The organism is Pusillimonas sp. MFBS29 (assembly GCF_020687695.1).
Taxonomy (GTDB): Bacteria; Pseudomonadota; Gammaproteobacteria; order Burkholderiales; family Burkholderiaceae_B; genus Pusillimonas_C.
Window position 1 is genome coordinate 197,903 of the sequence record NZ_JAJEWL010000004.1, and the last position, 26,370, is coordinate 224,272.

Here is a 26,370-nt window from a genome sequence, read left to right on the forward strand (position 1 = left end):
TCATGCGCATGAAGCCATCGCTGCACGCAGTGTATGGCTGGCTGCTTCTGCTGCCGGCCATCGTCCTGTTGGGCGCCTTCACACACTATCCGGCGCTCGCCACGCTGTGGAACAGCTTCTTTTCCACACCCAAGGCCAGACGCCCGGCGGTGTTCGTGGGGGCAGACAACTACCGGGCCATGATGGATGACCCGGTATTCTGGCAGGCACTATGGAACAACCTGGCCTTTGCGCTGGTAACCATACCCGTGTCGGTGGCCATTGCCCTGATCATGGCCCTTTGGGTCAATCGCCAGATGGCCGGGCGCAGCTTCCTGCGCCTGGCATATTTCACGCCCACCGTCCTGCCTATGGTGGCCGTGGCCAATATCTGGCTCTTCTTCTATACCCCGCAATACGGTCTGGTGGACCAGATTGCGGGGCTGTTCAACCTGCCAGGCATGAACTGGCTGGGTAACCGGGACACCGCCCTGCCCGCACTGATGCTGGTCACCATCTGGAAGGAATCCGGTTTCTTCATGATCTTTTACCTGGCGGCACTGCAACAAGTATCGCCCTCGCTGCGCGAAGCGGCCTTGCTGGAAGGGGCCAGCCGATGGCAGTACTTCTGGCGTGTCCTGCTCCCCTTGCTGATGCCCACGACACTGTTCGTGCTGATTAACGCCCTGATCAACGCGTTCAGACTGGTCGACCACGTACTTGTCATGACCAAAGGCGGCCCCGACAATGCCAGCACCCTGCTGCTGTTCTATATCTATGAGGTTGGGTTCAGCTATTGGGACACCTCGTACGCAGCGACATTGTCGGTAGTGCTGCTGCTGATACTGTCCATTACTGCACTCATCAAATTCCGCTGGCTGGACCGCAGGACACATTACCAATGACGCAAAAACTGGATACTCTGGGCGCCTGGCTGCTGGGCATACTGTGGTTCCTGCCGCTGGCCTATACCTTGTGGGCCGCCTTTCACCCGTCGGCCTATTCCACACAATTTGACCTGACCGCACCCCTGACGCTCGGCAACTTCGTGGCGGCCTGGAATGCGGCGCCTTTCGCCCAATATTTCCTGAACACCTTCATCCTGGTGACCATGGTGCTGGCAGCACAACTGGTGCTGTCCACGCTGGCGGCCTATTCGTTCGCCCGCTTCACGTTCAAGGGACGGGACTTCATGTTCATGCTGGTGCTGCTGCAATTGATGATCATGCCCGATGTCCTGATTGTCGAAAACTACCGGCTGATGTCCTGGCTGGGCGTACGCGATACGATATTCGCAGTGGGCCTGCCTTACTTCGCTTCGGCCTTCGGCATCTTCCTGCTGCGTCAAACATTCAAGACCGTGCCACGCGAACTTGAAGAAGCGGCCAGAGTAGAAGGCGCCAGCCGCTGGCAGATACTCATGAAAGTCTATGTGCCGCTGGCGCGCCCCATCTATGTCGCCTACGGACTCGTGTCCGTCAGCCACCACTGGAACAATTTCCTGTGGCCGTTGATCATCACCAACTCGGTGGAATCCCGCCCGCTGACGGTGGGCCTGCAAGTGTTCGCATCGACCGACCAGGGTATAGACTGGTCCATCATCACCGCCGCCACACTGCTGAGCGCCGCACCGCTGCTGGTTGCCTTCATGCTGTTTCAGCGGCAGTTCGTGCAGTCTTTCATGAGGGCGGGTATACGCTAGAATGGGTCGATGCATTCGTATAACAGGTGAACAGACCATGCAACAGACAGACCCCGCGCAACTACCGCAGTATGAAGTGTATGCATTGCGCTATGCAAGCATGGCGCGTACGCGCCGCGATAACTTTCTGGGCGGGGATCCCCATGACGGCCCTATGCCCATGGATTTTTTCGTATGGCTGTTACGCTCGGGCGATCGCCTGATTCTGGTTGATACCGGATTCAATGCAGCTACGGCCGCCAAGCGCAACCGCGAAATGATACGTTGCCCTATCGAAGCCCTGTCCAGCGTGGGTGCCGACGCTGCGCAGGTCAGTGATGTCATCCTGACCCACCTGCACTACGATCATGCCGGCAATCTGGACAAGCTTCCGAATGCCCGTTTTCATGTGCAGGATGCCGAAGTCGAGTACGCCACAGGCCGCTGCATGTGCTTCGAGCCAATGCGGCACGCTTACTCGGTGGACGACGTCGTTACGCTGGTGCGCAACGTCTATGAAGACAGAGTGGTCTTCCACGATGGCAACCAGACTATCGCACCCGGAGTAAGCCTGTTGAAAATAGGCGGCCACACCAAGGGCCTGCAATCAGTGCGTGTGCACACGGCAAGAGGATGGGTGGTGCTGGCGTCCGACGCCTCACATTATTACGAGAACATGGAAAGGCAGCGGCCTTTCCCCATCGTCCACAATGTTGCCGACATGCTTTCCGGTTATGCCCGCCTTTCGGCAGCAGCCGACAGCCCGGATCACCTGGTGCCAGGGCACGACCCCATGGTTATGCAGCACTATCCGCTGCACCGTGCCGACGACCCCGACACCGTGGTGTTGCATGTAGCCCCGGTGCGGGGCTCAGACGAGTAAACGGCTGATCGAACTTAATCGACCCGCGCTCCCGATACCTCAACGGCCTTCGCCCACTGGGCGGACTCTTCCTTGACCAGCTTTTGAAAGTCTTCGGGACCAATGTTGACGACCTCTGCGCCCATAGATTGCAAGCGCTTGGTGAACTCAGGTTCAGCAACCACTTTATGTGACGCCTTGAAAATAGTGTCCGACACGTTTGCAGGCAGATCCTTGGGGCCAAACAGACCGAACCAGGTCGCAGCGTTAAATCCGGAAAGCCCTGCTTCGGTCATCGTAGGAACATCAGCGATTGCAGGAATGCGCGTTGGATTAGCCAGCGCGATCGCCTTGATCTTGTTCGCCTGAATATGAGGCAGCGCGGCCGATAGCGTAACAAAGGCAGAATCTACCTGACCAGCAAGCAGATCATTGAGCATAGGCGCATCACCACGATAGGGAATATGCAGCAGATTGGCACCTGTACGCTCCTTGAACAGAACCTGTGTGAGATGCTGGGGCGACCCATTGCCAGGCGAACCGACCGAGACACCGTCGGGGGTATTCTTGGCATAGGCGATGTATTCATCCAGCGTCGATACCTTGAGCGAAGGCGCAGTCACCAGCACAATGGGTATGCGCGCAACCAATGTAATTGGCGTGAAGTCAGCGATAGGATCATAGGTCAACTTCTTGTAAAGGCTGGCGCTGATCGTATGCGCAGCCGTAGTCATGTACAAGGTATAGCCGTCGTTGGCCTTGCGGGCCACTTCTGCCGCAGCCAATGTGGTGCCCGCACCCGGTTTATTGACCGCTACGATGGTTTGACCCAGCTCTTTCGACACATCGGTTGCAACCAGACGCGCGATGACGTCGGTTGCACCGCCAGCCGCATAAGGCACGATCAATTCTATAGGCTTGTTGGGGTAATCGGCCGCCATAGCGGCTGCACTGAACATGACGCAGCTGATGCCGGCCAGGGTTGATAGTCTTTTCAAATCCACTTTGTCTTTCCTTGTTGGGTGCCCGTGAAGCCGGACACTTCATAATGGCAATTGTTCTCTTAGACAGAACTACTGTTCTAATCATAAAACATTCTCGTTGATTTCAATTTGGCTTGTCAATGGAGCCTGGACTTTTCACGAGACTTTTCCGCTTGACATCGATCGCATCGTTATCGATAATAAAATAGAACATCTGGTTCGTCTAACAGAACACTCATACTATTAGCTCGTCTCACCCAACACATAAAAGCTCACACGGAGTCACCCACATGTCGCAACAGCCGAACCAAGAACCCAAACCTCTCCTGATCAACGGTGAATGGGTCGCGGGCGGAGCCGAAACTTTCGACTCCATCAATCCCGCCAACGGACAGGTGAACTATCGGCTGCCCGTCGCCACGCAGGCACAGGTTGACGCCGCCGTCGCCTCGGCCAAGGCAGCAGCCGCACAGCCTGCCTGGAAAAACATGTTGCCCCATGTGCGCGCTCAATTGCTGATGCGCATGGCCGACCTTATTGTGCAGAACGGCGAAGAGTTCGCGCGCCTGCAAATGCAGGAGAACGGCAAGGTCTGGTCCGAGTGCAAGACGCAGGCAGCCAGCGCTGCGGCGACTTTCCGCTATTACGCCGCCGTATGCGAAACCATGGGTTCCGAGGTCACGCCATCACGGGGCAACTACTTGTCCATGACGGCCTACGAGCCCTATGGCGTTGTTGCTGCCATTACGCCCTGGAATTCGCCCCTGACCATGGAAGCGCAAAAAGTCGCTCCGGCACTGGCTGCAGGCAATGCCGTCATTCTCAAGCCTTCGGAAGTCACACCCTCTCCCGCGTTACTGCTTGGCAAGATAGGCCTGGAAGCCGGCCTGCCCCCTGGCATTCTGAATATACTGACCGGCGACGGCGCCGTTACCGGCAAGGCGCTGGTCCAGCACCGTGACGTACGCATGGTGTCGTTTACCGGCGGCACGGCCACCGGCCGCAGCATAGGCATGATCGCGGCCGAACGCCTGATTCCGGTCGCACTCGAGCTGGGCGGGAAGTCTCCTCACATCGTCTTTGAAGACGCCAACCTGGAAGCGGCAGTCGAGAACATCATCGGCGGTATCTTCGAGGGCAGTGGCCAGTCCTGCGTAGCCGGCTCACGCTTGTTCGTGCAACGCAGCGTGCACGACAGGCTGCTTGATATGCTGGTCAAGCGCAGCAGCGAAATCAAGGTCGATCAGCCTGAAGCTGCTGGGGCCGAGATGGGCCCAGTAGCCAGCTTCGGTCATCGGGACCGCATAGAAAAATTCGTGGCATCGGCCACGGAACAAGGCGGCCGTATTGTCCTGGGCGGCAAGCGCCCTGAAGGCAAGCAATTCGACAACGGCGCATTCTTCCTGCCGACCATCATTGCCGGCCTGACCAATCAAGCCACAGCGGTACGCGAAGAGATCTTCGGGCCCGTGCTGTGCGTGCTGCCTTTCGATGACGAGGCCGACCTGATCGCCCAGGCCAACGACAGCCTGTATGGCCTGGCGTCGGGCATCTGGACGGCAAACTATCAACGCGCCTGGCGCGTGGCACGCGCCCTGGAAACAGGTCTGGTCTGGATCAACACCTACAAGCAACTCTCGATCTCGACACCATTTGGCGGCTTCAAGGACAGCGGCCTGGGGCGTGAGAAAGGCACCGGCGGCCTGCGTCTGTATCAGCAAAGCAAAGGTATCTACTGGAGCATGGATCCCAACAATATGGACCAAGGGTAAACCACCCGGTTTGATACACCGCACTCAACAAAAACAAGCGCAGTTTCAAGGAAAAATATCATGTCATCAGAAATCAAAGCCATTGGCTTTATCGGCGTCGGCGTCATGGGCGAACCCATCTGCCGTCATATCGCTACCAAAAGCGGTGTGCCAGTACTCGCCTTCGACCGCGACACAGCCCCTTTGCAGCGCCTGGCCGAACACGGTGTCAAAGCCGTCACTGCAGCCGAAATCTCGGCGCAGGCCGACATTATTTTCATGTCCCTGCCCTCGGGCGAGATTGTGGAAAAAGTAGTCATGGGCGAAAACAACGACGGTCTGCTGGGCAATGGCCGCGCCGGCCAACTGATCGTTGACCTGAGTACATCCCCGGTAGACCTGAGCCGCCGTATTGCCGCAGCGCTGGCCGAACGCGGCTTGCGTTTTGCCGATGCACCCGTCATGCGCACCCGCAGTGCTGCCGAAGCCGGCACGCTGGCCGTGCCCGTCGGTGCCGATAACGATGTCTTCGCCATCATCAAGCCTTTGATCGATACCTTTGCATCCGACGTAACTCACGTTGGTGGTATAGGTGCCGGTCAGGTGGTCAAGATCCTGAACAATATGGTGTTGTATGAAACCGTGCTGGCGCTAAGCGAAGCACGTGCCATAGGGGCGCGCGCGGGCGTTGATCCCGATCGCCTGTTCTCGGCCATGTCCACGGGCTCAGCCGACAGTTTTGCCCTGCGCAATCACGGCATGAAGGCCATCGCACCACAAAACTTCCCGGAGAAGGCCTTCCCTGTTTCCTACGCCAAGAAAGACTTGCTGTACGCCGTAGGGCTGGCCGAGCAGGTGGGCGTGGACGCAACCGGCGCGAAAAATCTTGTGGCGTGTTTCGACCAGGCGATTGCCGCCGGCCACGGCGACAAGTATGCGCCGGCAATCTCGCTGGTGTTTGAAGGCAAGTAATATCCCATGCCCATGCGCGTCGGCATCCGGCGCACATGGGCCACACCAGCACCACTGCGGTCATCCGGGATGGCCTGTATGGCATAATCAGACACCATAATAAATATCAACTTTCCGCCTGCCCCATGAGCCCCTCTATCGTTCAGGAAGGCGACGGCGTCGCCGCCGTTGACCGCGCCCTGCTCATTGTCGATGTCATTGCGCAACGTGGCGAACCAATCACCCTGGCCGATTTATCGCGCGCCACCGGCTTTTACAAAAGCACGCTGCTGCGCCTGATCGCATCGCTGGAAAGGGCTTCGCTGGTTGTTCGGCGCAACGATGGCCGTTACGCACTGGGCTCTTATGCTCATCAGTTGGGACGGTGCTACGAAGATGCCTACCACCTGTCCGAAGTTGTGCAACCTTTGCTGCATGGCATGGTCGAGAAGGGTAGTGAAAGCGCCTCTTTCCATACTTATCACGACGCGCAATCGCGCATTTGCCTGCTGCGCGTAGACTCACATCATTCAACGCTGGACAGCATACGTGTGGGCGACCTTCTGCCCCTGGACAGAGGTGCAGCAGGAAAACTGATTGTGTGGCACAGCCAGGGCGTCGCTCCGGCGCCTGAAGATGATCTGCTGACGCTGTCCATGGGAGAACGCGATCCGAACTGCGCAGCGGTGGCCAGCCCCGTGTTTGGGCCAGGCAACGAGTTTTGCGGCGCCATTTCGCTTTCGGGTCCCAAAGAGCGTTTCACCGCCGCCGCGATCAAGAAGATGTCGCGCATGGCGCTGCAGGCAGCCGAACAAGCCACGCTGACTCTGGGCGGACACTGGCCCGCAAAACGCAAGCCAGCTACCAGCCGCCGAGCCTAAAACCCGACCACCAGACCAGGCAGGTCGACGGTTATGCGGGGCTTTTGCAACGCCAGGGCGGTATGGCTGGCAAATTCCTGAAGCATCTGGGGATTTTCCTGCAACTGGGCATGGCCAAGCGCATCGGCAACGCCCAGAATTTTATCGAGCAGCAGAATCTTGCCACTGGGTCGCAAGGGCTCGCAACCGAGCCGAACCCAGGTTGCGTCGAACCACTCGCGCGAAGCCTGTGACCCGGCATTGTCAGGCTCGACATCGACGCTGGCTTCCAACGATTGCCGGCTGTTGAAGATAATTTCTACCGCACTACGCATAAAGCCCCCTATGGCTTGTAAAGACAGACGCCTGTTTTACCACGACGGCGCCGGCTCCCAGATAACATCGGCGTCGTGATCGCGCGACAGACGCAACATGGCCAGCAGGGGGAAAGCACGGCGGCGGAAGCTGACAGGCTCGGAAATGGGATGTTTTTTCGAGTCGTTATCGTCAGCGTCGTCGGGGTATTCGTCTTCGGTATTGAGCGAGATGGCCTGTTCTATACCTTTGATGGCAGCATCGAGCTGATCGCGAGTGATGACGCCCCTTTCAGGAAGGGTATCAGTGTAGGGCTTGCCGGCCGCCTTGAGGATAGGCAGCGCATGATGCGCAAACATCAACACTTCGGCAGCCGCTTTAGAGTGAAAGACTATAAGCATTGCAGTTTCCCTCAATAGACACATCCATACACTACTCTATCTTCAGAAAGCTGCCAAGCAGCAAGATAAGCGTGTTCATCTTGCCGGGACACGCCATGTCAGGTCAGCCTTATTTCACACGGTATTTCATCTTGCTGGTCGCAGCGCTTGCCGGCCCTGCACACGCACAAGGCACTTGCAGCCCCCCGGCGCTGGGCGCACCCTGTGCCACCGGCGGCGTTGCTGCGGCCGGACAGACCGAGCCAGGGTTCAATCTCGGGGTCGGCAATCCCATACACCTGGCCACCGGCAACAAGTACCAGCAGGAAACAGATCTTCCGGCACACCCTCAATTCCCCGGTCTTGAACTCGTGCGGCACTACAACGCGCTGGACCGGCGCGCATCCATACTGGGCCAAGGCTGGTCCTTGTCGTACGACACGCGTCTGTTTCATGCCGGCGGAACCTGGCAGATCGTGCAGGCCGACGGCAGCCGCATCCAGTATGCCGGCTTACAGGGCAAGCCCGTTGCCAATGCGTATGGCACGCTCACTGCACACGGTCATGAATGGATCTGGTCCTGGCCCAACGGGCGTAAGCTGCGATTCAATGCACAAGGTTTTCTAACGCATATCACCGCAACAGACGGCACTGCCCTGCGCCTGATACGCAAGCAGCAAGACGGGCCGCTGAACCACTCCCTGGAACGCATCCAAAGCGACCAGGGCGGCCAGCTGCAGTTCAGCTATCGCGTCCATGCGGGCCAGGCTTACCTGGACCGGGTATCCACCCCACTGGGGCAGTTCGACTACGTTTACGAAAGCGCCGGCACCCATGCCGATCCGGCGCATTCCCAGCTGCGCCTGACCGGTGTCATCCGCCCCGACGGCATGCAAAAGCAATATCTGTATGAAGCCAGGCTGCAATCAGGCAACCCTTATGCCCTTACCGGCATCACCATCGGCAGCGCAAACAAATCGGTATGGCAACGCATGCGCACGTGGGCTTACGACAGCCAAAGCCGCGCCATTCTGTCCATCGCCGGTCCGCCAGACAGCCAGGCAGGCAAGCTGCACCTGAGTTATCCCCGCCAGGCCGGGATCAACCAAAGCGGCCTGACTATCGTCACCAACGCCAGCGGGCAGACCACCCGCTTTCATACCGCCGTCGCGCATGATCGCCACGTGCTCACCCAGGTCAGTGGCGCCTGGTGTCCAGCCTGTCCTGCACCAGGCAGCGCCGCTGAATACGATGCACGGGGTCGTCTGATGCATATCAACGGCACACGCATACAACGCAACGCTACCGGCCGGCTCACCGCCATATACCCGTGGGCACCAGGCTGGCCCGGTCTGGTGCTGCATCATCCCGAGCACGGCCTGCGCCAGTCCTGGCATTCATCCCTGACCGGTACGGAACACATGCTGTACAACCCTCGTCGCCTGCCCATGCAGCGCCGCTTTCAGAATGGCGATACGCACGATTATCAGTATGACGCCCAGGGCCGTCCGCTCACCATCACGGCCAGCCACCCTGGTGCATTACACATCACACGACTCAAATGGCACGGGAACCTGCTCAGGCAGATCCAGCATCAGCACGCATCTGAAACACGAAGCTACGACGCGCTGAACCGCCTCAGCCAACGCCAGGTCATACGCTCGTCCGCCCTGCCCGGTCTGTCCTTGCGCTATACCGAATCCTTCGAATACGACAACCAACACAGACTGGTGCGCCATCATCTGCCCGAAGGGGGCTCGCTGTCTTACCAATGGGGCGCAACGGGCCGCCTCAGTACCATCCAGTGGCATGACGCTCGGGGTAAAACCCACGAAGTCATCGGCAGCAGCCCCGGGGTAGCCGGCTATCGCTACGGCAATGGGCTGCACCTGACCACGCAGGCCAATGCGCAAGGGCAAACCGCGCAGCTAAGGCTGGGCGCCGTCCGCCAACCGGCACTGCTTACATTGATTCAGCATTACAACCAGCAAGGTCTGGTGCAGCAGGAAAACATTGCAGTACCCAGCCTGAACCACCACGAAACCTGGCGTTATGCTTACGACACCCAGGGCAGGCTCATTGGCGCAGACGGCCAGCACCGGCCATCTGCCGATGCCGCCCAGGCAGCCGGCTTGCAGCACCACCTGTGGCAGGCCTGGTATCCCGACGGCTCACTCGCAGCCCTGCGTCACAATGGCCAGACACACAAGCCGGCCATCACGCGCGATACTTCGGGCCTGCCCACCCGCATCGCCAACCATCGCCTGCACTACGGGCCACAACGCCGCCTGGAACGGGTCTCCGACCAGGCCGGCCGGTCCATTGCGCGCTATACCCACAATGCCTATGGCCAACGCATCAGCAAGGTCAGCGCCGGGGCGTACACCGACTACTTTTACCTGCACAACCAACTTGTGGCGGAACGTCGGCATGCCACAGAACAAACGCCGGCCGACAACAGCCCTTTCCGGGTAAGCCGTCGCTATATACGTGCCGGCCATACTGTCGTTGGCCTGATTATCTATCCCGACGCTGCGCAGGGCGATGCCCGGACAGAACCGGGTCAGCTCTATGCCGTGCATACCGACCTGGTGGGCGCGCCCCGCCTGATCACCGACCAAGAGCAGCGCATACGCTGGCTGGCCAGCTATTACCCTGGCGGCACTGCCTTGCGCGTGGCGGGTGATCTGAACCTCGATCTGCGTCTGCCCGGCCAGGTGTTCGATGCCGAGACGGGCTGGCACGACAATATCCTGCGCACCTATCATCCGTGGCTGGGTCAGTACCTTGAACCCGACCCGCTGGGGCCCTTGCCGGGAACCCAGGCTCTGGGCTACGCGGCACAACAGCCACGTCGCCATATCGACCCCCTGGGTCTTTTGCTGTTTGCCTTCGACGGCACACGACACAGTCCCTCCACCCACAGCAATGTCTGGAAACTGAGCCAGGGCTATCTTGATGGTCCCGCCCACTATCACTCGGGACCGGGCAATTCCATGTATATCGATTGGGACGCCGTCACGGCCAGTCAGGCAGGGCAAATCATCGAAAATCAGTGGCAGTCGTTGCTGAATGAGCTCAGCAAGCCCGGGCGGCTGACCGAATACACACCCATAGACATCATCGGGTACTCGCGCGGTGCTGCGCTGGCCAGGCACTTTGGCAACCTTGTTAACCAGCACACGCGCGGCAATCTGTTCTCGTACCATGACTCGCAGCGCGGGTCGATTGCGGCCTGCGTGGATCTGCGCTTCATGGGCCTTTTCGATACCGTCGCCCAATTCGGCCTGGCCGGCAGCCGTAATGCCAACTACGACCTGACCATTGCCGCCAGCTGGCAATGGGTGGCCCATGCGGTGGCCCTGCATGAACGACGCTGGGCCTTTCCCCTGAGCAGCGCAGAGTCTGGCGGCAATGTCATCGAGGCGCCCTTTATCGGCGCTCATTCAGACATAGGCGGGGGCGTACTGCACACCGTCGAACCGGCCGCCCCCGAAGGCGATCTGGCCGATGTAGCCCTGAACTGGATGCTGTGGCAGGCACGTGCCGCCAACCTGCGCTTCGATCTGTCCAACCCGGCCGACCGGCTAATCACCATCCCCGCCCTGCACGACGAGCGTCCCGCCTTGCTGCGCTCGGTACAAGACGGTGACCGCCGCGTAATCGACGCTCATGGCGACACCACCCACAACTACCAGGACTATCATCCCGCACTCGGGCACGAGCGGCGCAACAGCGCCGAGTCCCTGATTACACGGCTTCCCGATTGGCGCAGCACCGCCGGTTCCCGGGTCGGCACCGTTGACATGACCGGCTATGCCCTGTGGCTGCAAGACGAGCTGGGCTGGCAGGCTCCGCCCGGTTGAGGCAGCCCGGCAGCCTCCGCCAAGGCAGGCAGCCGCAAATCACGCTATCATTTATACCTTCTTCGCGCCCGCGCAAACGCTATCTCCGGCCACGGTTTCTCTTGCGCCGCGGCTCTCGTCTTTTTGAATACAGATCCATCTTATGCTTCCAGGGCAACAACAACAGCTTATTTCGCTTATCCAGGCCGCCGTCAGCACCATCGTGCCCGAGGCCTCCGCCACCGTGATGCTTGAGCGGCCCAAGATCGCTGCCCACGGCGACATTGCCTGCAATATCGCCATGCAACTGGCCAAACCAGCCCGGCGCAATCCGCGCGAGCTGGCCCAGCAGATTGTCGAGGCACTGCAAGCCGAACCGGCCACCCAGGCCTTGATAGCCTCTGCAGAAATTGCCGGCCCGGGCTTTATCAATTTCCGCCTGGCCACTGCCGCCCGGCACGCCGTGCTTGACCAGATCACCCAGGAAGGTGCGCGCTACGGGCACCTGCCCGCCAACGGGCAAAAACTGATGGTTGAGTTCGTTTCGGCCAACCCAACCGGCCCGCTGCACGTAGGTCACTCGCGCCAGGCCGCGCTGGGTGACTCCATCTGCCGCCTGTTCACTTCGCAAGGCTACGCAGTCACGCGCGAGTTTTATTACAACGATGCCGGCAATCAGATCGAAAATCTGGCCATCAGCGTACAGGCCCGCGCGCGTGGCATCGAGCCCGACGCCGCCGACTTTCCCACCGATGGCTACAAGGGCGACTACATCGTGGACATCGCCCGCGACTTTCAGGCCGGGGCAACCGTCACCGGCACCGACGGTGTAGCGGTAACCGCTACCGGCAACATCGACAGCCTGGAAGATATCCGGATATTCGCGGTCGCCTACCTGCGCCGCGAACAAGATCTCGACCTGCAGGCATTCGGCCTGAAGTTCGACAACTATTATCTTGAAAGCTCGCTCTATACCTCGGGCCGCGTCGAGCAGACCGTTCAGGCACTGATTGCTGGCGGCCACACCTACGAAAGCGAGGGTGCGCTCTGGTTGCGCACGACCGAGCTGAATACCGGCGACGACAAGGACCGCGTCATGCGCAAGTCCGAAGGCGGCTACACCTATTTCGTGCCCGATGTCGCCTACCACGTGGCCAAATGGGAACGCGGCTTTCATCATGCCATCAATATCCAGGGCTCCGACCACCACGGCACCATTGCCCGCGTGCGCGCCGGCCTGCAAGGCCTGAATCTGGGTATCCCCAAAGAATTCCCGGCCTATGTGCTGCATAAAATGGTGAAGGTGGTGCGCAACGGCGCCGAGGTCAAGATCTCGAAACGTGCGGGCAGCTATGTCACCATGCGCGACCTGATCGACTGGGTGGGCCAGGACGCGGTGCGCTACTTCCTGAGCCAGCGCCGTGCCGATTCCGAATTTGTATTCGACATTGATCTGGCCCTCTCGAAAAGCGAAGAAAACCCGGTGTACTATATTCAGTACGCCCACGCACGCATTTGCTCGATGCTGGCCCAGTCGGCTGAATTGGCCGCGCAGGTTCCGTTGGCAGACGTCGGCAAGCTGACCGCCGCCACCGAGTTCGCCCTGCTGCAACGCTTGTCCGAATACGGCAGCACGCTTGCACAGGCCACACAAGAGCTTGCCCCGCATCATCTGGCATTCTGGCTGCGCGACTGCGCCGCTGATTTCCACGCGTGGTATAACGCCGAACGGGTGTTGGTCGATGACAGCGAGCTCAAGCTTGCACGCCTGCGATTGGCTCAAGCCACTGGCCATGTCATTGCCAACGGACTCGAATTGCTGGGGGTTTCTGCCCCTGAAAGGATGTAACGCGCACCTATGGCTCGTACTCGCAGCAAATCAACAAAAGCCAAGTCCGGCAGCACATTGTTCGGCATCCTCATCGGCCTGATTTTCGGTCTGGCCGCCGCGGTGGCCGTGGCCCTGTTCGTCACCCAGGTACCCATGCCTTTCGTCGACAAAGCCAGTCGCGATCCGGCCCAGACCTTGCTGCCCGATGTGCGCAATGCCCCCGATCCCAATCTGGGCCTGTATGGGAAGGACTCGCCAGCCGGAGTGGCTCCGACCGGCCCCACCATAACGTCGCCGTCACCGTTGCCCGGCCAGGCCGGCAATGACACGCCGCCCGAGAAAGGCAGTCTGGACAACCTGATCGCCAGCCTTTCCAAGGTCGACACTCCGGCACCGCCGCAGGCTGCTGCAGCGGCACCCACGCGCGTGCCCGGCACCGAGGCACCAGCCAACACGCAAACCACTTACTATCTGCAGGCGGGCGCCTTCCGTTCCGCAGAGGATGCCGAATCCGTCAAGGCGCGCATACTGCTGTTGGGCCTGCCCGTCGAGGTACAAAAAGGCCAAAGCAACGGCAGCCCCATCAACCGCGTGCGTGTAGGTCCCTTCAAGGGCATAGACGAAATGAACCGTTCAAGGGCCCTGCTGGGTCAGGAAAAAATAGAATCTACGGTGGTGCGCCCATAATGGTCAGCCCCAGAACTTGTTAAGCCGGCTGCTGTCTTATTGTTTTTATCTATTCTGGAAACGAATATGTCGCTGAAAAATTTGCTGTTTCGCACTTTTGCCATCGCCGCCCTTAGTGCGGGAGCCTTTTTTGCCCCCTTGTCGGGCGCAGTAGCGGCAGAACGCTACGTCACCGTCGAACCGGCCCAGCCGTCCGATACCACCGGCAAGATAGAAGTGCTGGAGTTCTTTGCCTATACCTGCCCGCACTGCAATACGATCGAACCCATGGTGCGCGAATGGGCCAAAACCTTTCCCGACAATGTAGTGCTGAAGCCGGTTCCGGTGGCCTTCAATGCCAGCATGACCGATCTGCAGAAACTGTACTATTCACTCGAAAGCATGGGCCGACTGGATCTGCACCAAGCCGTATTCAAGACCATCCACACTGAACGCAAGCGCATCTACGACGCCAAGGCCATTACTGAATGGGCCGTCGATCAGGGTCTCGATCGCAAGGCATTTGAAGACGTCTTCAATTCGTTCGGCGTCATGTCCAAGGTATCGCGCGCCAATGAACTGGCCAAACTCTATTCCATAGACGGTACACCCAGCATCGCCGTGGGCGGTCGTTATGTGACCTCGCCTACGCTGGCCAACAGCTACGAAGGCACTATCGCCGAAGCACAGCGCCTGCTCGAACAAATCAATAAATAAACAAACGGCGCCTGCTCAGGGCGCCGTTCATGTACTGGCCTCGCGGCCCCCTTCAGGCCCCGGCGGCCTGCTCCAGGGCCTGCGTCATATCGGCGATCAGGTCCTGGGGCGATTCCAGTCCGATATGCAAACGTACAATCGCATGGTCATTGGCCGGCCAATAACCATGCGAACGCAGTGAGGCATGATCGACCAGCTGCACCAGGCTCTCGAAGCCCCCCCACGAAAAACCTATGCCGAACAGCGTCAGGCTGTCGACAAAGCGTCGGGCTGCCGCGTTGTCAAGCTTGAGCTCAACGGACAGCATGCCATTGGAACCCGTGCAGTCACGTTGCCAGATGGCATGACCCGGGTCATCGGGCCAGGCCGGGTGATAAATACGGGCCACTTCGGCACGACTGGCCAGGAAGCGGCAGATTTCCATGGCATGTTCCGCCGTCTGCCGCATACGCAGGGGCAAAGTGCGTACGCCGCGTATTGCCAGCCAGGCGTCATCGGCACTGATGGAATAACCCATGGCATAGTGCGTGTCGTTAAGTTGCCGGATCAGGCCGGGGTCTTTCGCCACCACGGCACCCAGCATAAGATCGGAATGGCCACCCACGTATTTGGTGCCGGCCACCACGGAAATATCGGCCCCAAGGTCCAGCGGACGATACACATAGCCCGAACCCCAGGTGTTGTCGGTAACCAGTATCAGATTGTGCTCGCGGGCAAATTTTGCCAGGGCCGGCATATCCAGCATTTCAAACAACAGCGAGCCCGGCGATTCCACATACAGCACACGCGTATTTGGGCGCAGCTGATCGGCCAGGTCGGCCACCGCAGCGCGGCTGTAGCTGACCTGGATATTCATGCGACCCAGCACGGTTTTGTCGAGGTAGCGCACCGGACCATAAGCGCAATCGGCCACAATGACATGGTCGCCACTGTTGAGCACGCTGAACAATGCCAGAGTAATGGCACCCAGGCCTGACGATGCCAGGAACGCACGCTCACCACCTTCCAGCTTGCAAAACACCTCTTCCAGGGCCGCATGAGTATCCATGCCCACACGGCCATAAGTTACGCTGCGTTCACCCTTGGCCTTGTCGGCCTGGGCCTTGTCCAGCGCATCGAGATTCTGGAAACGCACAGTGCTGGTACGCATGGAAGGCAGGGCAACAGGTGCGGCGCCCTGAACGGGATCAAAAGGAGCGGTGCCTGCATGTTGCAGCTGGGTGTCCAGATGGGTAGTCGTAGGTTGGGCCATGGAGTTATCGGTTTAGAATGGTTGGCATCGGGGTGGCGCCCGCAATCGTGGCGTCACACCGATGATAAAGGATAGTAAGCCAGCGTGTCGCCATATTCCCTGCAGTACCGTTTGCCCTTAGACTCAACCTCTGGTTTTTGAACATTATGCTGACCTACGATCTGGCCCTCTCTTTTTTTGGCATTGCAGTGCTGCTGGCGTTGGCGCCCGGGCCCGACAATCTGTTCGTGCTGATGCAATCTGCCATGTGGGGACGCCGGTCGGGGCTGGTGGTCGTACTGGGCCTGTGCACCGGCCTGATCGGTCATACGCTGGCAGTTGCCGTGGGGCTGGCAGCAATCTTTGCTGCGTCTGAAACCGCCTTCACCGTGCTGAAACTGGCCGGCGCCGTATATCTGTTGTATCTGGCCTGGGGCGCATTGCGCGCGCCCTCTCACACGCACGAGAGCACCAGCCGCGCACCCAGGCTGGCAACCGGCACCTTGTTTCGGCGCGGCATCATCATGAACCTGACCAACCCAAAGGTATCGCTGTTTTTCCTGGCCTTCCTGCCGCAGTTCACCTCGCCCGCGCGCGGGTCAGTCGCGCTGCAGACCCTTAGCCTGGGCGCCTTGTTCATGCTGGCCACCTTGCTGGTCTTTGGCGCACTGGCATGGTTTTCAGGAACGCTGGGCGAGCGCCTGCAAAAATCGCACACGTTGCAGCGCCTGTTGAACCGCTTTGCCGGCATCGTGTTCGTGGGCCTGGCCATCAAGCTGGCTCTATCGAACCGCTAAGGCACGTTGCTATTTGCGCTGGAATCGAACGATGCCGTCGCTGCCCGTCGTGCGCGTCAGCCGACCCTCGAAATACAAGGCATGCAAATGCGCCAGCGCTTCACCCATTGCAAAGGTCAGCTGATGCAGATCGAGCTTGCGCCTGAACATGATGGGCACAATGTCGGTGGTGCTTTGCGGTTCAGTGCAGGCCGACAGGACTTCTTCCAGACGTTCGGCATGATGGGCATGCTGCTGGGCAATGCGCTCGTGCAGCCCCTTGAACGGCTTGCCGTGTGAAGGCAGCACCAGCGTATCTTCGGGCAGACCATCGTAGCGGCGCAACGAGTTCAGGTACAAGGGAAGAGGGTTGGAGTCGGGCTCGTAGTCAAAAACACTGACGTTGGTGGATATGCGTGGCAGCACCATGTCGCCCGAAATCAGCACGCGCAAGGTATCGCAATACAGCGACGCATGTTCAGGTGCATGCCCATACCCCACGATAATGCGCCATTCACGCCCGCCTATGGTCACGTTTTGCCCGTGCATGATACGTGTAAAGCTTGCCGGTACCTCGGGCACCAGGCTGGGGTAATAGCCTGCGCGAGCGCGTATGCCGTCCTGCGCCTGCGGATCGGTCAGGCCGTGCCGCGCAAAATGATCAACCGCCGACTGCCCGTTAGGGCCGCCCGGTGCCACACCATCAACCGGCTGCATCGACCACAATCTGGCCACGGCAAAATCAGTCATCGTCATCCATAGTGGGGCGTTCCAGCGCTCGCACAGCCAATGCGCCAGGCCCACATGGTCGGGATGCATATGTGTGACGATGACACGCAGCACCGGCAGGCCTTCCAGCGAATTTTCAAAGACCTGGCTCCATTGATCCTTGACTTCATCCCGGCAGACACCGCAATCAACGATGGTCCAGCCGTCGCGGCCATCAATCTGGTCGCGCAGCAGCCACACATTGATATGGTCCAGGGCAAACGGCAGCGGCAGGCGCACCCAGCGCAGGCCATCGGCAAGCGCCATGCTGCTGCCGGGCTCGGCCAATTGCTCACCCCAGGGATACTCCAGTTTCTGCTCGTTCGGATTCATGTGCTCTCCTGCCATAACGTACGGTCCCGGAATATCCGGGTGCGCCATCTTTATTGTGCTTGATGCGTCATATTATGGCATCATAATTTACGTTAACGTAAACGGCAGCTGTCATCATGAACCGTACCACCTGGACCATTTCCGAACTGGCGCAGGAGTTCTCCATTACCCCACGTACCATTCGCTACTACGAGGATCAGGGCATTGTCAGCCCTACTCGCGATGGCCGCAATCGTGTCTACCACGCGCGCGACCGGACCCGCCTGAAGCTGGCCCTGCGGGGCAAGCGCCTGGGTTTTCAGCTGACCGAAATCCTTAGCCTGATCAATATGTACGATGGCCCCGGGCAGACCGTTGCCCAGTTGCACCATTACCTGGAAGTCCTGGACAAGCACCGGAAGGTGCTGGAGCAGCAGCGACTGGACCTGGACGAAACCTTGCAGGCCATAGACAAGCAACAAAAAAGCTGCGAACGCCTGCTGGCCCAGCATCCGCAGAATCTCTAGATTTTTTGCCTTTGCCCGGCGCACGCGCACGCCGGAAACCACCACTTTCCTCTTCTTCGCGCGCCTCCCCTTTTTCCATGACCCCTGTTGCAGGCCAAGGTACCGCAAGGCCTTTGCCTGCTGCGTGCGCGCGCATGCCGCCGAAAGCCCCCATTCCAATTAATTGTATATATACAATTCAATAATGTATTTGACAATTTCAAAAGGTGCCGATAAAGTTAAGCCATCCGAAACATTGCGGTGATCAAAATGAAAAAACTCACGGACTACACCACGTATGCCGACGCCCAGCAGCATTGGGATCCACAACAGCTCTGGGCGCTATTCGATGGCGACGTCGAAGAGTTGAACATTGCACACGAATGCATAGACCGCCACGCCACCGACGCCGGGCGCGTGGCAATTACAGTGGTCCACGCCGACGGCCAGGATGAAATCCTGACCTTTCGTGAAATATCTGAAGAGTCCTCGCGCTTCGCGCATTACCTGCTGGCCCAGGGGGTTGTCCCGGGTGACCGGGTCGCCATCATGCTCGAACCTTCCAAGGCGTTTTATGCCGCCCTGTTCGGCGTCATAAAGACCGGCGCCATTGCTGTGCCCATGTTCACGCTGTTCGGTCCCGACGCCATGCGCCTGCGCATTCAGGACTGCCGCCCCAAACTGTTGCTCACCAATCATGCAAAGGCCGAACTGGCCAGCAGCCTGGACGACGTCGGCGTCAAGGTCATAGACAGCGACTTCCTGGCAAGCCTGGCCCAGTTTCCCGCCAGCTTCAAGGCATGCACACGCGCCTCTGATCTGGCCATCTTCCAATACACGTCGGGTACCACCCGCGAACTGCCCGACGCCATCAAGCACACCCACAAGGCAGTGGTCACCCTGATGGTGGCGGCCTTGTATGGCACCGGCCTGCGCCCGGGCGACAAATTCTTCTGCCCATCTTCGCCGGCATGGGGGCACGGCCTGTGGCACGGCACCCTGGCTCCCCTGGCCCTGGGTCTGAGCATCGGTGCCTTCGCAGGCCGATTCAACGCCACACGCCTGCTTCAGGCCCTGAGCGCACACAAGTTCACGAATATGTCGGCAGCAGCCACCCACTATCGCATGATGCGCAACAGCCCGGAAGTCAGTGACCACACCTATTACTTCGAAAAGCTGTCGTTCACTGGCGAGCCTCTGGACAGCTCAACGGAAACCTTTATCCAGAAGCTGTTCAATACCCCGATCTGCAGCATGTACGGCACCACCGAAATCGGTGTGATCCTGGTGTCTTACCCAGGCGCTTCCGATTTCCCGGTCAAGCATGGCTCGCTGGGCAAGCCTATACCCGGAGGTATCGTGGAAGTGCAAGACGCTGAAGGGCGTCCGTGCCCGCCCAATGTTATCGGCGAGATGAAAGTCATGCGACGCAACGAATGGGTTGCCACGAAAGACCTGGGCCGCATCGACGAAGACGGCTACTTCTACCACGCCGGACGCGCAGACGACGTCATCATTTCCGCAGGCTGGACCATGAGCGCTGTGGAAATCGAAGACACGCTGCTCAAACATCCCGATATCCAGGAAGCCGCCGTCATCGGCGTACCCGACGCCTTGCGCGGACAGGTCGTCAAGGCTTTCGTGATCAGCACACGTCCAGCCAGCGAAACTTTCACGACTGAAATTCAGGATTTTGTGCGCGGCCAGCTTAGCCAGCACGAGTACCCCAGGCATGTCGCCTTTCCCGCCGAACTACCCAAAACACCTGCAGGCAAGATCCATCGCAAGAAACTGCGCGAGCAGGAAGCAGCCCTGGCCAGTCAAGCCGAACAAGAACACGTCACACAATAAACCCGGAGCCAAACATGGACACTATCGCACGTTCCTTTCCCAAAATTACCGACCACGACCTTGAAGACCTGAGCCGCCGCATAGGCGTCAAGATCGGCAACACCGCCGAGCCATGGTGCTACGAGGCCACCCGCGACAATATCCGTCACTATGCCCACGGCATCGGCGACGACAACCCGCTGTGGTGCGATCCCGCCTACGCAGCGCAAACCAAATACGGCGGCATCATCGCCCTGCCCAGCTTCCTGTTCGCCACCAGCCGCATTGTGTCGGGCTATGTTGGCGGCCTGCCTGGCGTGCATGCCATGTGGTCAGGTGCCGACTGGACCTGGCACAAACCTGTGAAACGCAACGATGAAATCCACACCGAGGCCTACCTGAAATCGCTGGTGCCGCATGAAACACGTTTTGCCGGCCGCGCCGTTCAGCAAACCTACCATGTCGACTTTTTCAACCAGGACGGCGACAAGGTCGCGGAAGCCGACAGCTGGTGCTTCCGTACCGAACGTGACCACGCCCGCGAGCAGGGCACCAAGTACAAGGAAGTGAGAAGCCGCGAACCGCGTCGCTATACCGACGAAGAGTTGCAGGAAGCCTACAAGCTGTACGCCCAGGAAGAGATCCGCGGCAATGTGCCGCGCTATTGGGAAGATGTGCAGGAAGGCGAAGAGCTGCCTACCCTGTTCAAGGGCCCCATGACGGTCACAGGCTTTATTGCCTACGCTCAAGGTTGGGGTGGCCTGTACATTCGTGCCAACAAGCTGGCATGGCAATTGATCGACGCCCATCCCGGCGTGGGCATCAAGAATCGGTTTGGTATTCCCGACGTGCCCGAGCGCGTGCACTGGGAAGAAGATTTCGCCCTCGAAGTGGGCGCCCCCGGCGCCTATGATTACGGTCCCGAGCGCACCTCGTGGCTGACGCACCAACTGACCAACTGGATGGGCGATGACGGCTTCCTGCGCAAGGCACACTGCAAAGTTCGCCGCCACAACCCCGAAGGCGACATGCTGTTCATCAAGGGCAAGGTAGTGCGCAAGTTCCAGGAAGACGGCAAGTTCCTGGTCGAGATCGAACAGGAAGGACGCAACCAGGATGACGAACTGTCGGTCGTAGGCAGCGGCATCGTGGAGCTTCCCTCCAAGGCTTAAGGTTGCCGGCGGGTACACACCCGCCATCAGCCACCATGCGGGCCTTCGGCCCGCGCGCAACCCATGGAATCCATTTGCATGAACATGGATAGCAACACTTCTTCATCCAGCCCCTGGGCTGAGCCGTCCGAGCGCAAAGGTGCGCTTGCCGGCGTGCGCGTCGTGGATCTTTCCCGTGTACTGGCCGGCCCGCTATGCACACAGATGCTTGCCGACCACGGCGCCGACGTAATCAAGATCGAACCCCCTTTCGGCGACGAGTCCCGGCTGCTGGGGCCACCCTTCGATACTAACGGCAATGCGGCCTACTACTCGGCCCTCAATCGCGGCAAGCGCGGCATGGTGCTTGACCTTACCAAAGAGCAAGACCGGCTTGAACTGTTTGCCTTGCTGGAAGATGCCGATGTGCTGGTGGAAAACTTTCTGCCCGGCACCATGGAGAAATGGGGCCTGAGCTATGAAGAACAATTGCAGGTACGCTTTCCCCGACTGATTCAATGCAGCATCAGCGGCTTTGGCGCGACAGGGCCTTTGGGCGGCCTGCCCGGCTACGACGCCGTGCTGCAGGCCATGTGCGGCCTCATGAGCATCAACGGAACACCAGATTCCGGCCCCACTAAAATAGGCGTGCCCATCGTTGATCACCTGACAGGCTACACAGCGTTTTCCGGCATATTGATGGCACTGTACTCACGGGCCGCGTCCGGTAAGGGCCAGCGCGTAGAGGCTGTGCTTTTCGATGCCGCGCTCAGCCTGCTCGTACCCCAGGCCATCAACTGGATGTATTCAGGTGTGCCGCCCAAGCGACTTGGCAGCGCACACCCCAACATCGCCCCCTACGACAGCTTCAAGGCCAAAGACGGCAGTGTGTTCCTGGGCATATTGAATGACGCACAGTTCAAGAAGCTTTGCGTTTGTATAGACCGCCAGGATCTCCTGGCTCATTCGCAGTTTGCCTCGAATGCCAGCCGCCTGGAAAACAGGGAAGCCCTGCACCGCGAAATTGAAAGCACTTTTGCGTCGTGGACCCGGGAAGACCTGTGCACACAACTGATGCAGCGCGGCGTGCCGGTTGGGCCGGTCAATACCGTGCCCGAAGCGCTGCAGCAAAGCCACGCCAGACATCGCAACATGGTTGTTGAACATGCTGAATATCGTGGCCTGGGCAGCCCCGTCAAGCTTTGCGGAACACCGCCGGACACCGGTGCTCCGCCCCCCTTGTTCGGCGAGCACGATACACAAATAAAAGAACAGATCGCCCACCGTAGCCAGAAAAAAAACTGACTCAACAAGTATTCATCACCGCGGTACCTCACCAAAACACCAAGGAGACAAACCATGAATAAACTCAAAGCGCTGGCCGCACTGCTCACCGTGACGGTAGCCGCCGCCAGTTCCGCACTGGCATCCAGCTACCCCGAAAAACCGGTCAAGATCATCGTGGCCTATCAGGCAGGCCAGGGCACCGACATCGCCACCCGTTATTTCGCCGATTACCTGACCAAGGCCATGGGCCAGACCTTTATTGTCGAGAACCGTGGCGGGGCAGGCGGCAACATTGGAACGCAAGCCGCCGCGCGCGCCGAACCCGACGGCTACACCCTGACCATGGGCACCAACGCCACCCATGTACTGAACTCATTCCTGTATTCATCCCTGCCTTTCGATCCGGTCAGGGACTTCGAGCCCATTATTCTTGTAGGCTCCTTTCCCATGGTGATCTCGACCACACCAGACACCAAATTCAATACCATCCCCGACATCCTGAATGCAGCCAGGACAACACCCGGGTCGGCCGACATCGGCATGCCCAGCACAACCGCCCGGCTGGTCTTCGAACTGCTTAAAGACCAAACGGGCGCACCGCTGTTCGGCGTACCCTACAAAGGTTCGTCCATGTCCATCTCCAATCTGATAGGCGGTGAAATTCCCTTGTCCATCGACACCATCACGGCCACACGTGCACAGTTGTCGGCAGGAAAACTCAAAGCCATTGCCGTTACCAGCGAAAAGGAAACCGATCTGCTTCCAGGCGTTCCCACGGTTGCCAGCCAGGGGGTCGACAACTTTGAGGTGCTCGCGTGGAATGCCCTGTTCGCACCCAAGGGCACACCAAAAGATATCGTGATGAAACTTAACCTTGAGCTGCAGAAGTTTCTATCCATGCCTGAAACACGCAAGCGCCTGCTCGAGCTTGGCTATGATGCCGGCGGCGGCACACCGGAAAAGCTGATGCAGTTCACCGAATCCGAAAGAAAAAAATGGGCTCCCGTTATTGAAAAAGCCGGGATCAAGATCCAGTAAGCCCCTGCGCCTTGCCGGCCACAGCGGCCTGCAGGGGCATGCCAGGAAGGCTTTGCTCCGTTATGATCAAAGTCTTCCTTATTCAGGCATTTCCATGACAGCCAACCCCAGCCCCCAGACAGCCACCAAAAGCGCACCACGTATACGGCCCGTCCCGGCCGTCACTCGCGCCGTTGCCATATTGCGCCTGCTCGGCAAAACCAAAGAGCCCATGAACGTCAAAAGCATTTCTGACGCGCTGGGCCTGGTTCCCAGCACCTGCCTGCATATACTCCGGGCGCTGACGGCGGAAAAGCTGCTGGCCTTTGACAGTGCCTCCAAGCGCTACCGTCTGGGCACCGGCATGCTGGTGCTGGCACGCAGCGTGATGGAAACCAACTCCTTTGCCCAGGTCGTACAGCCCGCGCTGGACCTGATCTCGAAAAAATGGGGTGTGACCGCCATAGGCGTTGAAGTCGTCGACCTGCATCACATGGTCGTAACGGCCTTGTCACGCTCGGAATTGCCTTTCCGGCTCCATGTCGATGTCGGCAGCCGCTTTCCGGGGCTTATCAGCGCAACAGGCCGCCTGGTCGCAGCCTACAGCGAGCACACACCCAAGGAAATTGCGCAACAGTTCAAATCCCTGCGCTGGCAGCAGCCCATCCCCCTGGCCACCTGGCAACAGGAGGTCGAGCAGGCTCGCATCAATGGCTACAGCGTGGATAACGGCAGCTATATCGCCGGGGTCGCAATCATCGCCGTACCCGTACTCGACACCCGGCAACGCATCACCCACACCATCGTCACCGCCGGCATTGCCAATCAGCTGAACCCGGAACAAACCAGCACCATGATCCAGGAGCTCATGCAGCATGCCCGCTACACATCAAACCAACTCTATTCCGGAGACCAGACCGCATGAATTCCGCCAATGAAGCCGGCGAAGGCACACCCTGGCGCGAGCACGCCCTTCCCGGCCTCATCGGCACTCTGGGGCCGCTGCTCAGCAAACGCCAGAATGATCAGTGGCTTTACGGCTTGCGCGTACGCAAAGATCACCTGAATCAGGCCAATATCGTGCACGGGGGCACCATCACGGCGCTCATGGATCATGCCCTCAGCATCGTGGGCTGGTCACATGCCGGCAAGATCCCCTGCGTGACGGTACAGCTCAATGTCAGCTTTCTGGGCGCCGCCAAAGAAGGTGACCTGCTGGTCGCCGGCGGGCGCGTTGTACGCGCAACCGGCTCGCTGTTATTCACCGACGGCAGCATCACAGTCAACGACAACGTAATTGCCACTGCACAAGCCATATTGAAACGTGTTAACCCCAATTGACGTTTACGTAAACGTCAACGTACTATTCATCTCACTGTGCAGAAACTCTGCTAAGTTAAGCGTATTAACCTGCCAACGATATACAGCCGGAATGGCTCAGGCCGCTCCGTGCCCATAGCACCGTACTGGAGATTGAAATGAACCTTCCCGGCTTGAACTTCGACCTGGGCTCCGACCTGGACATGCTGCGCGATGCCGTCCACGACTTCGCCCAGGCGGAAATCGCACCGCGCGCAGCCGAAATCGACCACAGCGACCAATTCCCCATGGATTTATGGCGTAAATTTGGCGACCTGGGCGTGCTGGGCATGACAGTCAGCGAAGAGTACGGCGGTACCAATATGGGCTACCTGGCCCATATGATAGTCATGGAGGAAATCTCGCGCGCCAGCGCATCCGTTGCCCTGTCGTACGGCGCACACTCCAATTTGTGCGTTAACCAAATACACCGCAACGGCACCGAAGCGCAAAAGCAGAAATACCTGCCCAAGCTCATCAGCGGCGAGCACGTTGGCGCCCTTGCCATGAGCGAACCCGGCGCAGGCTCCGATGTCGTCAGCATGAAACTGCGGGCCGAGAAAAAAGGCGATCGCTACGTACTTAACGGCAACAAAATGTGGATCACCAATGGTCCCGACGCCGATACGCTGGTCGTTTATGCCAAGACCGATCCCGAAGCCAAACAGCGCGGCATCACGGCCTTCATCATCGAAAAGGATTTCCCCGGCTTTTCCATCGCGCAAAAACTCGACAAACTGGGTATGCGCGGCAGCCACACGGGCGAACTGGTATTCCAGGACTGCGAGGTACCCGAAGCCAACATTCTGGGTGAACTGAATGGCGGCGTAAAAGTACTCATGAGCGGGCTGGACTACGAACGTGCCGTACTGGCAGGCGGGCCGCTGGGCATCATGCAAGGCGTCATGGACGTAGTCGTGCCCTACATTCACGATCGCAAGCAGTTCGGACAAGCCATAGGCGAGTTCCAGCTTATACAAGGCAAGGTGGCCGATCTGTACACCACCCTGCAGGCAAGCCGTGCCTTCTGCTATGCCGTCGGCAAGAACCTCGACCGTCTGGGCACAGGGCACGTCCGGGAAGTGCGCAAGGATTGCGCTGCCGTCATTCTTTATTGCGCCGAAAAGGCCACCTGGATGGCCGGCGAGGGCATACAGATACTGGGCGGCAACGGCTATATCAACGAATACCCCACCGGCCGCCTGTGGCGCGACGCCAAGCTGTACGAGATCGGGGCAGGCACCAGCGAAATCCGCCGGATGCTGATCGGCCGCGAACTATTCAACGAAACGGCCTGATCAACAAGAGCAAG

At 59.2% G+C, this 26,370-nt stretch carries 24 protein-coding genes; 19 read left to right on the forward strand and 5 right to left on the reverse strand.

The window, feature by feature from the left end:
• The first annotated feature begins 8 nt into the window (after nt 1-8).
• The 3 genes from LKR43_RS07995 to LKR43_RS08005 are packed head-to-tail and all read left to right on the forward strand — an operon-like array spanning nt 9 to nt 2,543.
• On the forward strand, nt 9-884 hold the full coding sequence (locus LKR43_RS07995; protein WP_227683615.1) for a carbohydrate ABC transporter permease: 876 nt from the start codon (nt 9-11) through the stop codon (nt 882-884).
• Entirely contained in the window at nt 881-1,681 is an 801-nt protein-coding gene (locus LKR43_RS08000) for a carbohydrate ABC transporter permease (RefSeq protein WP_227683517.1), read from the forward strand. The genes LKR43_RS07995 and LKR43_RS08000 overlap by 4 nt, the downstream gene beginning before the upstream one ends.
• A gap of 37 nt (nt 1,682-1,718) precedes the next feature.
• The gene (locus LKR43_RS08005) at nt 1,719-2,543 is read left to right on the forward strand and encodes an N-acyl homoserine lactonase family protein (RefSeq protein ID WP_227683518.1); all 825 of its coding nucleotides are present in this window, start codon (nt 1,719-1,721) and stop codon (nt 2,541-2,543) included.
• A 14-nt stretch (nt 2,544-2,557) separates the two neighbouring features.
• On the opposite strand, the gene LKR43_RS08010 is transcribed toward LKR43_RS08005, so the two are convergent.
• Nucleotides 2,558-3,526 carry a tripartite tricarboxylate transporter substrate binding protein gene (locus tag LKR43_RS08010; protein ID WP_227683519.1) on the reverse strand — a complete coding sequence of 323 codons (969 nt, stop codon included), beginning with the start codon at nt 3,524-3,526 and terminating at the stop codon, nt 2,558-2,560.
• A gap of 269 nt (nt 3,527-3,795) precedes the next feature.
• Between LKR43_RS08010 and LKR43_RS08015 the strand changes: the two genes are divergently transcribed.
• From LKR43_RS08015 to LKR43_RS08025, 3 genes are all read left to right on the forward strand, one after another.
• Nucleotides 3,796-5,277, forward strand: a complete 1,482-nt coding sequence (locus LKR43_RS08015) for an aldehyde dehydrogenase (RefSeq protein WP_227683520.1) — start codon at nt 3,796-3,798, stop codon at nt 5,275-5,277.
• A gap of 60 nt (nt 5,278-5,337) precedes the next feature.
• The gene (locus LKR43_RS08020) at nt 5,338-6,228 is read left to right on the forward strand and encodes an NAD(P)-dependent oxidoreductase (protein ID WP_227683521.1); all 891 of its coding nucleotides are present in this window, start codon (nt 5,338-5,340) and stop codon (nt 6,226-6,228) included.
• A 125-nt stretch (nt 6,229-6,353) separates the two neighbouring features.
• Nucleotides 6,354-7,088, forward strand: a complete 735-nt coding sequence (locus LKR43_RS08025; protein WP_227683522.1) for an IclR family transcriptional regulator — start codon at nt 6,354-6,356, stop codon at nt 7,086-7,088.
• Here the strand turns inward: LKR43_RS08025 and LKR43_RS08030 are convergent.
• Both LKR43_RS08030 and LKR43_RS08035 read right to left on the reverse strand, forming a co-directional pair.
• Nucleotides 7,085-7,402: a hypothetical protein gene (locus LKR43_RS08030; RefSeq protein ID WP_227683523.1), complete on the reverse strand. Its 318-nt coding sequence runs from the start codon at nt 7,400-7,402 to the stop codon at nt 7,085-7,087. The genes LKR43_RS08025 and LKR43_RS08030 overlap by 4 nt on opposite strands.
• Before the next feature lie 36 nt (nt 7,403-7,438).
• Nucleotides 7,439-7,783 carry a DUF1840 domain-containing protein gene (locus LKR43_RS08035; RefSeq protein WP_227683524.1) on the reverse strand — a complete coding sequence of 115 codons (345 nt, stop codon included), beginning with the start codon at nt 7,781-7,783 and terminating at the stop codon, nt 7,439-7,441.
• A 95-nt stretch (nt 7,784-7,878) separates the two neighbouring features.
• Between LKR43_RS08035 and LKR43_RS08040 the strand changes: the two genes are divergently transcribed.
• From LKR43_RS08040 to LKR43_RS08055, 4 genes are all read left to right on the forward strand, one after another.
• Entirely contained in the window at nt 7,879-11,628 is a 3,750-nt protein-coding gene (locus tag LKR43_RS08040) for a phospholipase effector Tle1 domain-containing protein (RefSeq protein ID WP_227683525.1), read from the forward strand.
• 142 nt (nt 11,629-11,770) lie between these two features.
• Nucleotides 11,771-13,456: an arginine--tRNA ligase gene (gene argS, locus LKR43_RS08045; RefSeq protein ID WP_227683526.1), complete on the forward strand. Its 1,686-nt coding sequence runs from the start codon at nt 11,771-11,773 to the stop codon at nt 13,454-13,456.
• Between the two features lie 9 nt (nt 13,457-13,465).
• Nucleotides 13,466-14,125, forward strand: coding sequence for an SPOR domain-containing protein (locus tag LKR43_RS08050; RefSeq protein ID WP_227683527.1), 660 nt, complete (start codon nt 13,466-13,468; stop codon nt 14,123-14,125).
• Between the two features lie 66 nt (nt 14,126-14,191).
• Nucleotides 14,192-14,821, forward strand: coding sequence for a thiol:disulfide interchange protein DsbA/DsbL (locus tag LKR43_RS08055; RefSeq protein ID WP_370632083.1), 630 nt, complete (start codon nt 14,192-14,194; stop codon nt 14,819-14,821).
• A gap of 52 nt (nt 14,822-14,873) precedes the next feature.
• On the opposite strand, the gene LKR43_RS08060 is transcribed toward LKR43_RS08055, so the two are convergent.
• Complete coding sequence (locus LKR43_RS08060) at nt 14,874-16,073, reverse strand: PLP-dependent aspartate aminotransferase family protein (RefSeq protein WP_227683528.1); 1,200 nt, start codon at nt 16,071-16,073, stop codon at nt 14,874-14,876.
• 146 nt (nt 16,074-16,219) lie between these two features.
• Here LKR43_RS08060 and LKR43_RS08065 point away from each other — a divergent pair, with 146 nt between their 5' ends.
• Nucleotides 16,220-16,849, forward strand: a complete 630-nt coding sequence (locus LKR43_RS08065) for a LysE family translocator (RefSeq protein WP_227683529.1) — start codon at nt 16,220-16,222, stop codon at nt 16,847-16,849.
• Nucleotides 16,850-16,858: 9 nt separating this feature from the next.
• On the opposite strand, the gene LKR43_RS08070 is transcribed toward LKR43_RS08065, so the two are convergent.
• Nucleotides 16,859-17,929 (reverse strand): MBL fold metallo-hydrolase, encoded by a 1,071-nt coding sequence (locus LKR43_RS08070; RefSeq protein WP_227683530.1) that lies wholly within the window; start codon nt 17,927-17,929, stop codon nt 16,859-16,861.
• Nucleotides 17,930-18,045: 116 nt separating this feature from the next.
• On the opposite strand from LKR43_RS08070, the gene LKR43_RS08075 reads away from it, so the two are divergent.
• The 8 genes from LKR43_RS08075 (at nt 18,046) to LKR43_RS08110 (ending at nt 26,356) form a co-directional block, all read left to right on the forward strand.
• Entirely contained in the window at nt 18,046-18,435 is a 390-nt protein-coding gene (locus tag LKR43_RS08075; RefSeq protein ID WP_227683531.1) for a MerR family DNA-binding transcriptional regulator, read from the forward strand.
• A 249-nt stretch (nt 18,436-18,684) separates the two neighbouring features.
• Entirely contained in the window at nt 18,685-20,265 is a 1,581-nt protein-coding gene (locus tag LKR43_RS08080) for an acyl-CoA synthetase (protein WP_227683532.1), read from the forward strand.
• Nucleotides 20,266-20,279: 14 nt separating this feature from the next.
• Nucleotides 20,280-21,416 carry a MaoC family dehydratase N-terminal domain-containing protein gene (locus LKR43_RS08085; RefSeq protein ID WP_227683533.1) on the forward strand — a complete coding sequence of 379 codons (1,137 nt, stop codon included), beginning with the start codon at nt 20,280-20,282 and terminating at the stop codon, nt 21,414-21,416.
• A gap of 78 nt (nt 21,417-21,494) precedes the next feature.
• Nucleotides 21,495-22,700 carry a CaiB/BaiF CoA-transferase family protein gene (locus tag LKR43_RS08090; protein WP_227683534.1) on the forward strand — a complete coding sequence of 402 codons (1,206 nt, stop codon included), beginning with the start codon at nt 21,495-21,497 and terminating at the stop codon, nt 22,698-22,700.
• 54 nt (nt 22,701-22,754) lie between these two features.
• Nucleotides 22,755-23,720 (forward strand): tripartite tricarboxylate transporter substrate binding protein, encoded by a 966-nt coding sequence (locus LKR43_RS08095; protein WP_227683535.1) that lies wholly within the window; start codon nt 22,755-22,757, stop codon nt 23,718-23,720.
• A gap of 94 nt (nt 23,721-23,814) precedes the next feature.
• Nucleotides 23,815-24,624, forward strand: a complete 810-nt coding sequence (locus LKR43_RS08100; protein ID WP_227683536.1) for an IclR family transcriptional regulator — start codon at nt 23,815-23,817, stop codon at nt 24,622-24,624.
• Nucleotides 24,621-25,040, forward strand: a complete 420-nt coding sequence (locus tag LKR43_RS08105; RefSeq protein ID WP_227683537.1) for a PaaI family thioesterase — start codon at nt 24,621-24,623, stop codon at nt 25,038-25,040. The genes LKR43_RS08100 and LKR43_RS08105 overlap by 4 nt, the downstream gene beginning before the upstream one ends.
• A gap of 137 nt (nt 25,041-25,177) precedes the next feature.
• Nucleotides 25,178-26,356 carry an isovaleryl-CoA dehydrogenase gene (locus LKR43_RS08110; RefSeq protein ID WP_227683538.1) on the forward strand — a complete coding sequence of 393 codons (1,179 nt, stop codon included), beginning with the start codon at nt 25,178-25,180 and terminating at the stop codon, nt 26,354-26,356.
• The last annotated feature ends 14 nt before the right edge of the window (nt 26,357-26,370 follow it).

Bases quoted from the DNA above. Each gene is read 5' to 3' on its own strand.
- LKR43_RS07995 (WP_227683615.1), top strand. From the start codon at position 9: ATGAAGCCATCGCTGCACGCAGTGTATGGCTGGCTGCTTCTGCTGCCG.
- LKR43_RS08000 (WP_227683517.1), top strand. From the start codon at position 881: ATGACGCAAAAACTGGATACTCTGGGCGCCTGGCTGCTGGGCATACTG.
- LKR43_RS08005 (WP_227683518.1), top strand. From the start codon at position 1,719: ATGCAACAGACAGACCCCGCGCAACTACCGCAGTATGAAGTGTATGCA.
- LKR43_RS08015 (WP_227683520.1), top strand. From the start codon at position 3,796: ATGTCGCAACAGCCGAACCAAGAACCCAAACCTCTCCTGATCAACGGT.
- LKR43_RS08020 (WP_227683521.1), top strand. From the start codon at position 5,338: ATGTCATCAGAAATCAAAGCCATTGGCTTTATCGGCGTCGGCGTCATG.
- LKR43_RS08025 (WP_227683522.1), top strand. From the start codon at position 6,354: ATGAGCCCCTCTATCGTTCAGGAAGGCGACGGCGTCGCCGCCGTTGAC.
- LKR43_RS08030 (WP_227683523.1), bottom strand. From the start codon at position 7,402: ATGCGTAGTGCGGTAGAAATTATCTTCAACAGCCGGCAATCGTTGGAA.
- LKR43_RS08035 (WP_227683524.1), bottom strand. From the start codon at position 7,783: ATGCTTATAGTCTTTCACTCTAAAGCGGCTGCCGAAGTGTTGATGTTT.
- LKR43_RS08040 (WP_227683525.1), top strand. From the start codon at position 7,879: ATGTCAGGTCAGCCTTATTTCACACGGTATTTCATCTTGCTGGTCGCA.
- argS (WP_227683526.1), top strand. From the start codon at position 11,771: ATGCTTCCAGGGCAACAACAACAGCTTATTTCGCTTATCCAGGCCGCC.
- LKR43_RS08050 (WP_227683527.1), top strand. From the start codon at position 13,466: ATGGCTCGTACTCGCAGCAAATCAACAAAAGCCAAGTCCGGCAGCACA.
- LKR43_RS08055 (WP_370632083.1), top strand. From the start codon at position 14,192: ATGTCGCTGAAAAATTTGCTGTTTCGCACTTTTGCCATCGCCGCCCTT.
- LKR43_RS08060 (WP_227683528.1), bottom strand. From the start codon at position 16,073: ATGGCCCAACCTACGACTACCCATCTGGACACCCAGCTGCAACATGCA.
- LKR43_RS08065 (WP_227683529.1), top strand. From the start codon at position 16,220: ATGCTGACCTACGATCTGGCCCTCTCTTTTTTTGGCATTGCAGTGCTG.
- LKR43_RS08070 (WP_227683530.1), bottom strand. From the start codon at position 17,929: ATGAATCCGAACGAGCAGAAACTGGAGTATCCCTGGGGTGAGCAATTG.
- LKR43_RS08075 (WP_227683531.1), top strand. From the start codon at position 18,046: ATGAACCGTACCACCTGGACCATTTCCGAACTGGCGCAGGAGTTCTCC.
- LKR43_RS08080 (WP_227683532.1), top strand. From the start codon at position 18,685: ATGAAAAAACTCACGGACTACACCACGTATGCCGACGCCCAGCAGCAT.
- LKR43_RS08085 (WP_227683533.1), top strand. From the start codon at position 20,280: ATGGACACTATCGCACGTTCCTTTCCCAAAATTACCGACCACGACCTT.
- LKR43_RS08090 (WP_227683534.1), top strand. From the start codon at position 21,495: ATGAACATGGATAGCAACACTTCTTCATCCAGCCCCTGGGCTGAGCCG.
- LKR43_RS08095 (WP_227683535.1), top strand. From the start codon at position 22,755: ATGAATAAACTCAAAGCGCTGGCCGCACTGCTCACCGTGACGGTAGCC.
- LKR43_RS08100 (WP_227683536.1), top strand. From the start codon at position 23,815: ATGACAGCCAACCCCAGCCCCCAGACAGCCACCAAAAGCGCACCACGT.
- LKR43_RS08105 (WP_227683537.1), top strand. From the start codon at position 24,621: ATGAATTCCGCCAATGAAGCCGGCGAAGGCACACCCTGGCGCGAGCAC.
- LKR43_RS08110 (WP_227683538.1), top strand. From the start codon at position 25,178: ATGAACCTTCCCGGCTTGAACTTCGACCTGGGCTCCGACCTGGACATG.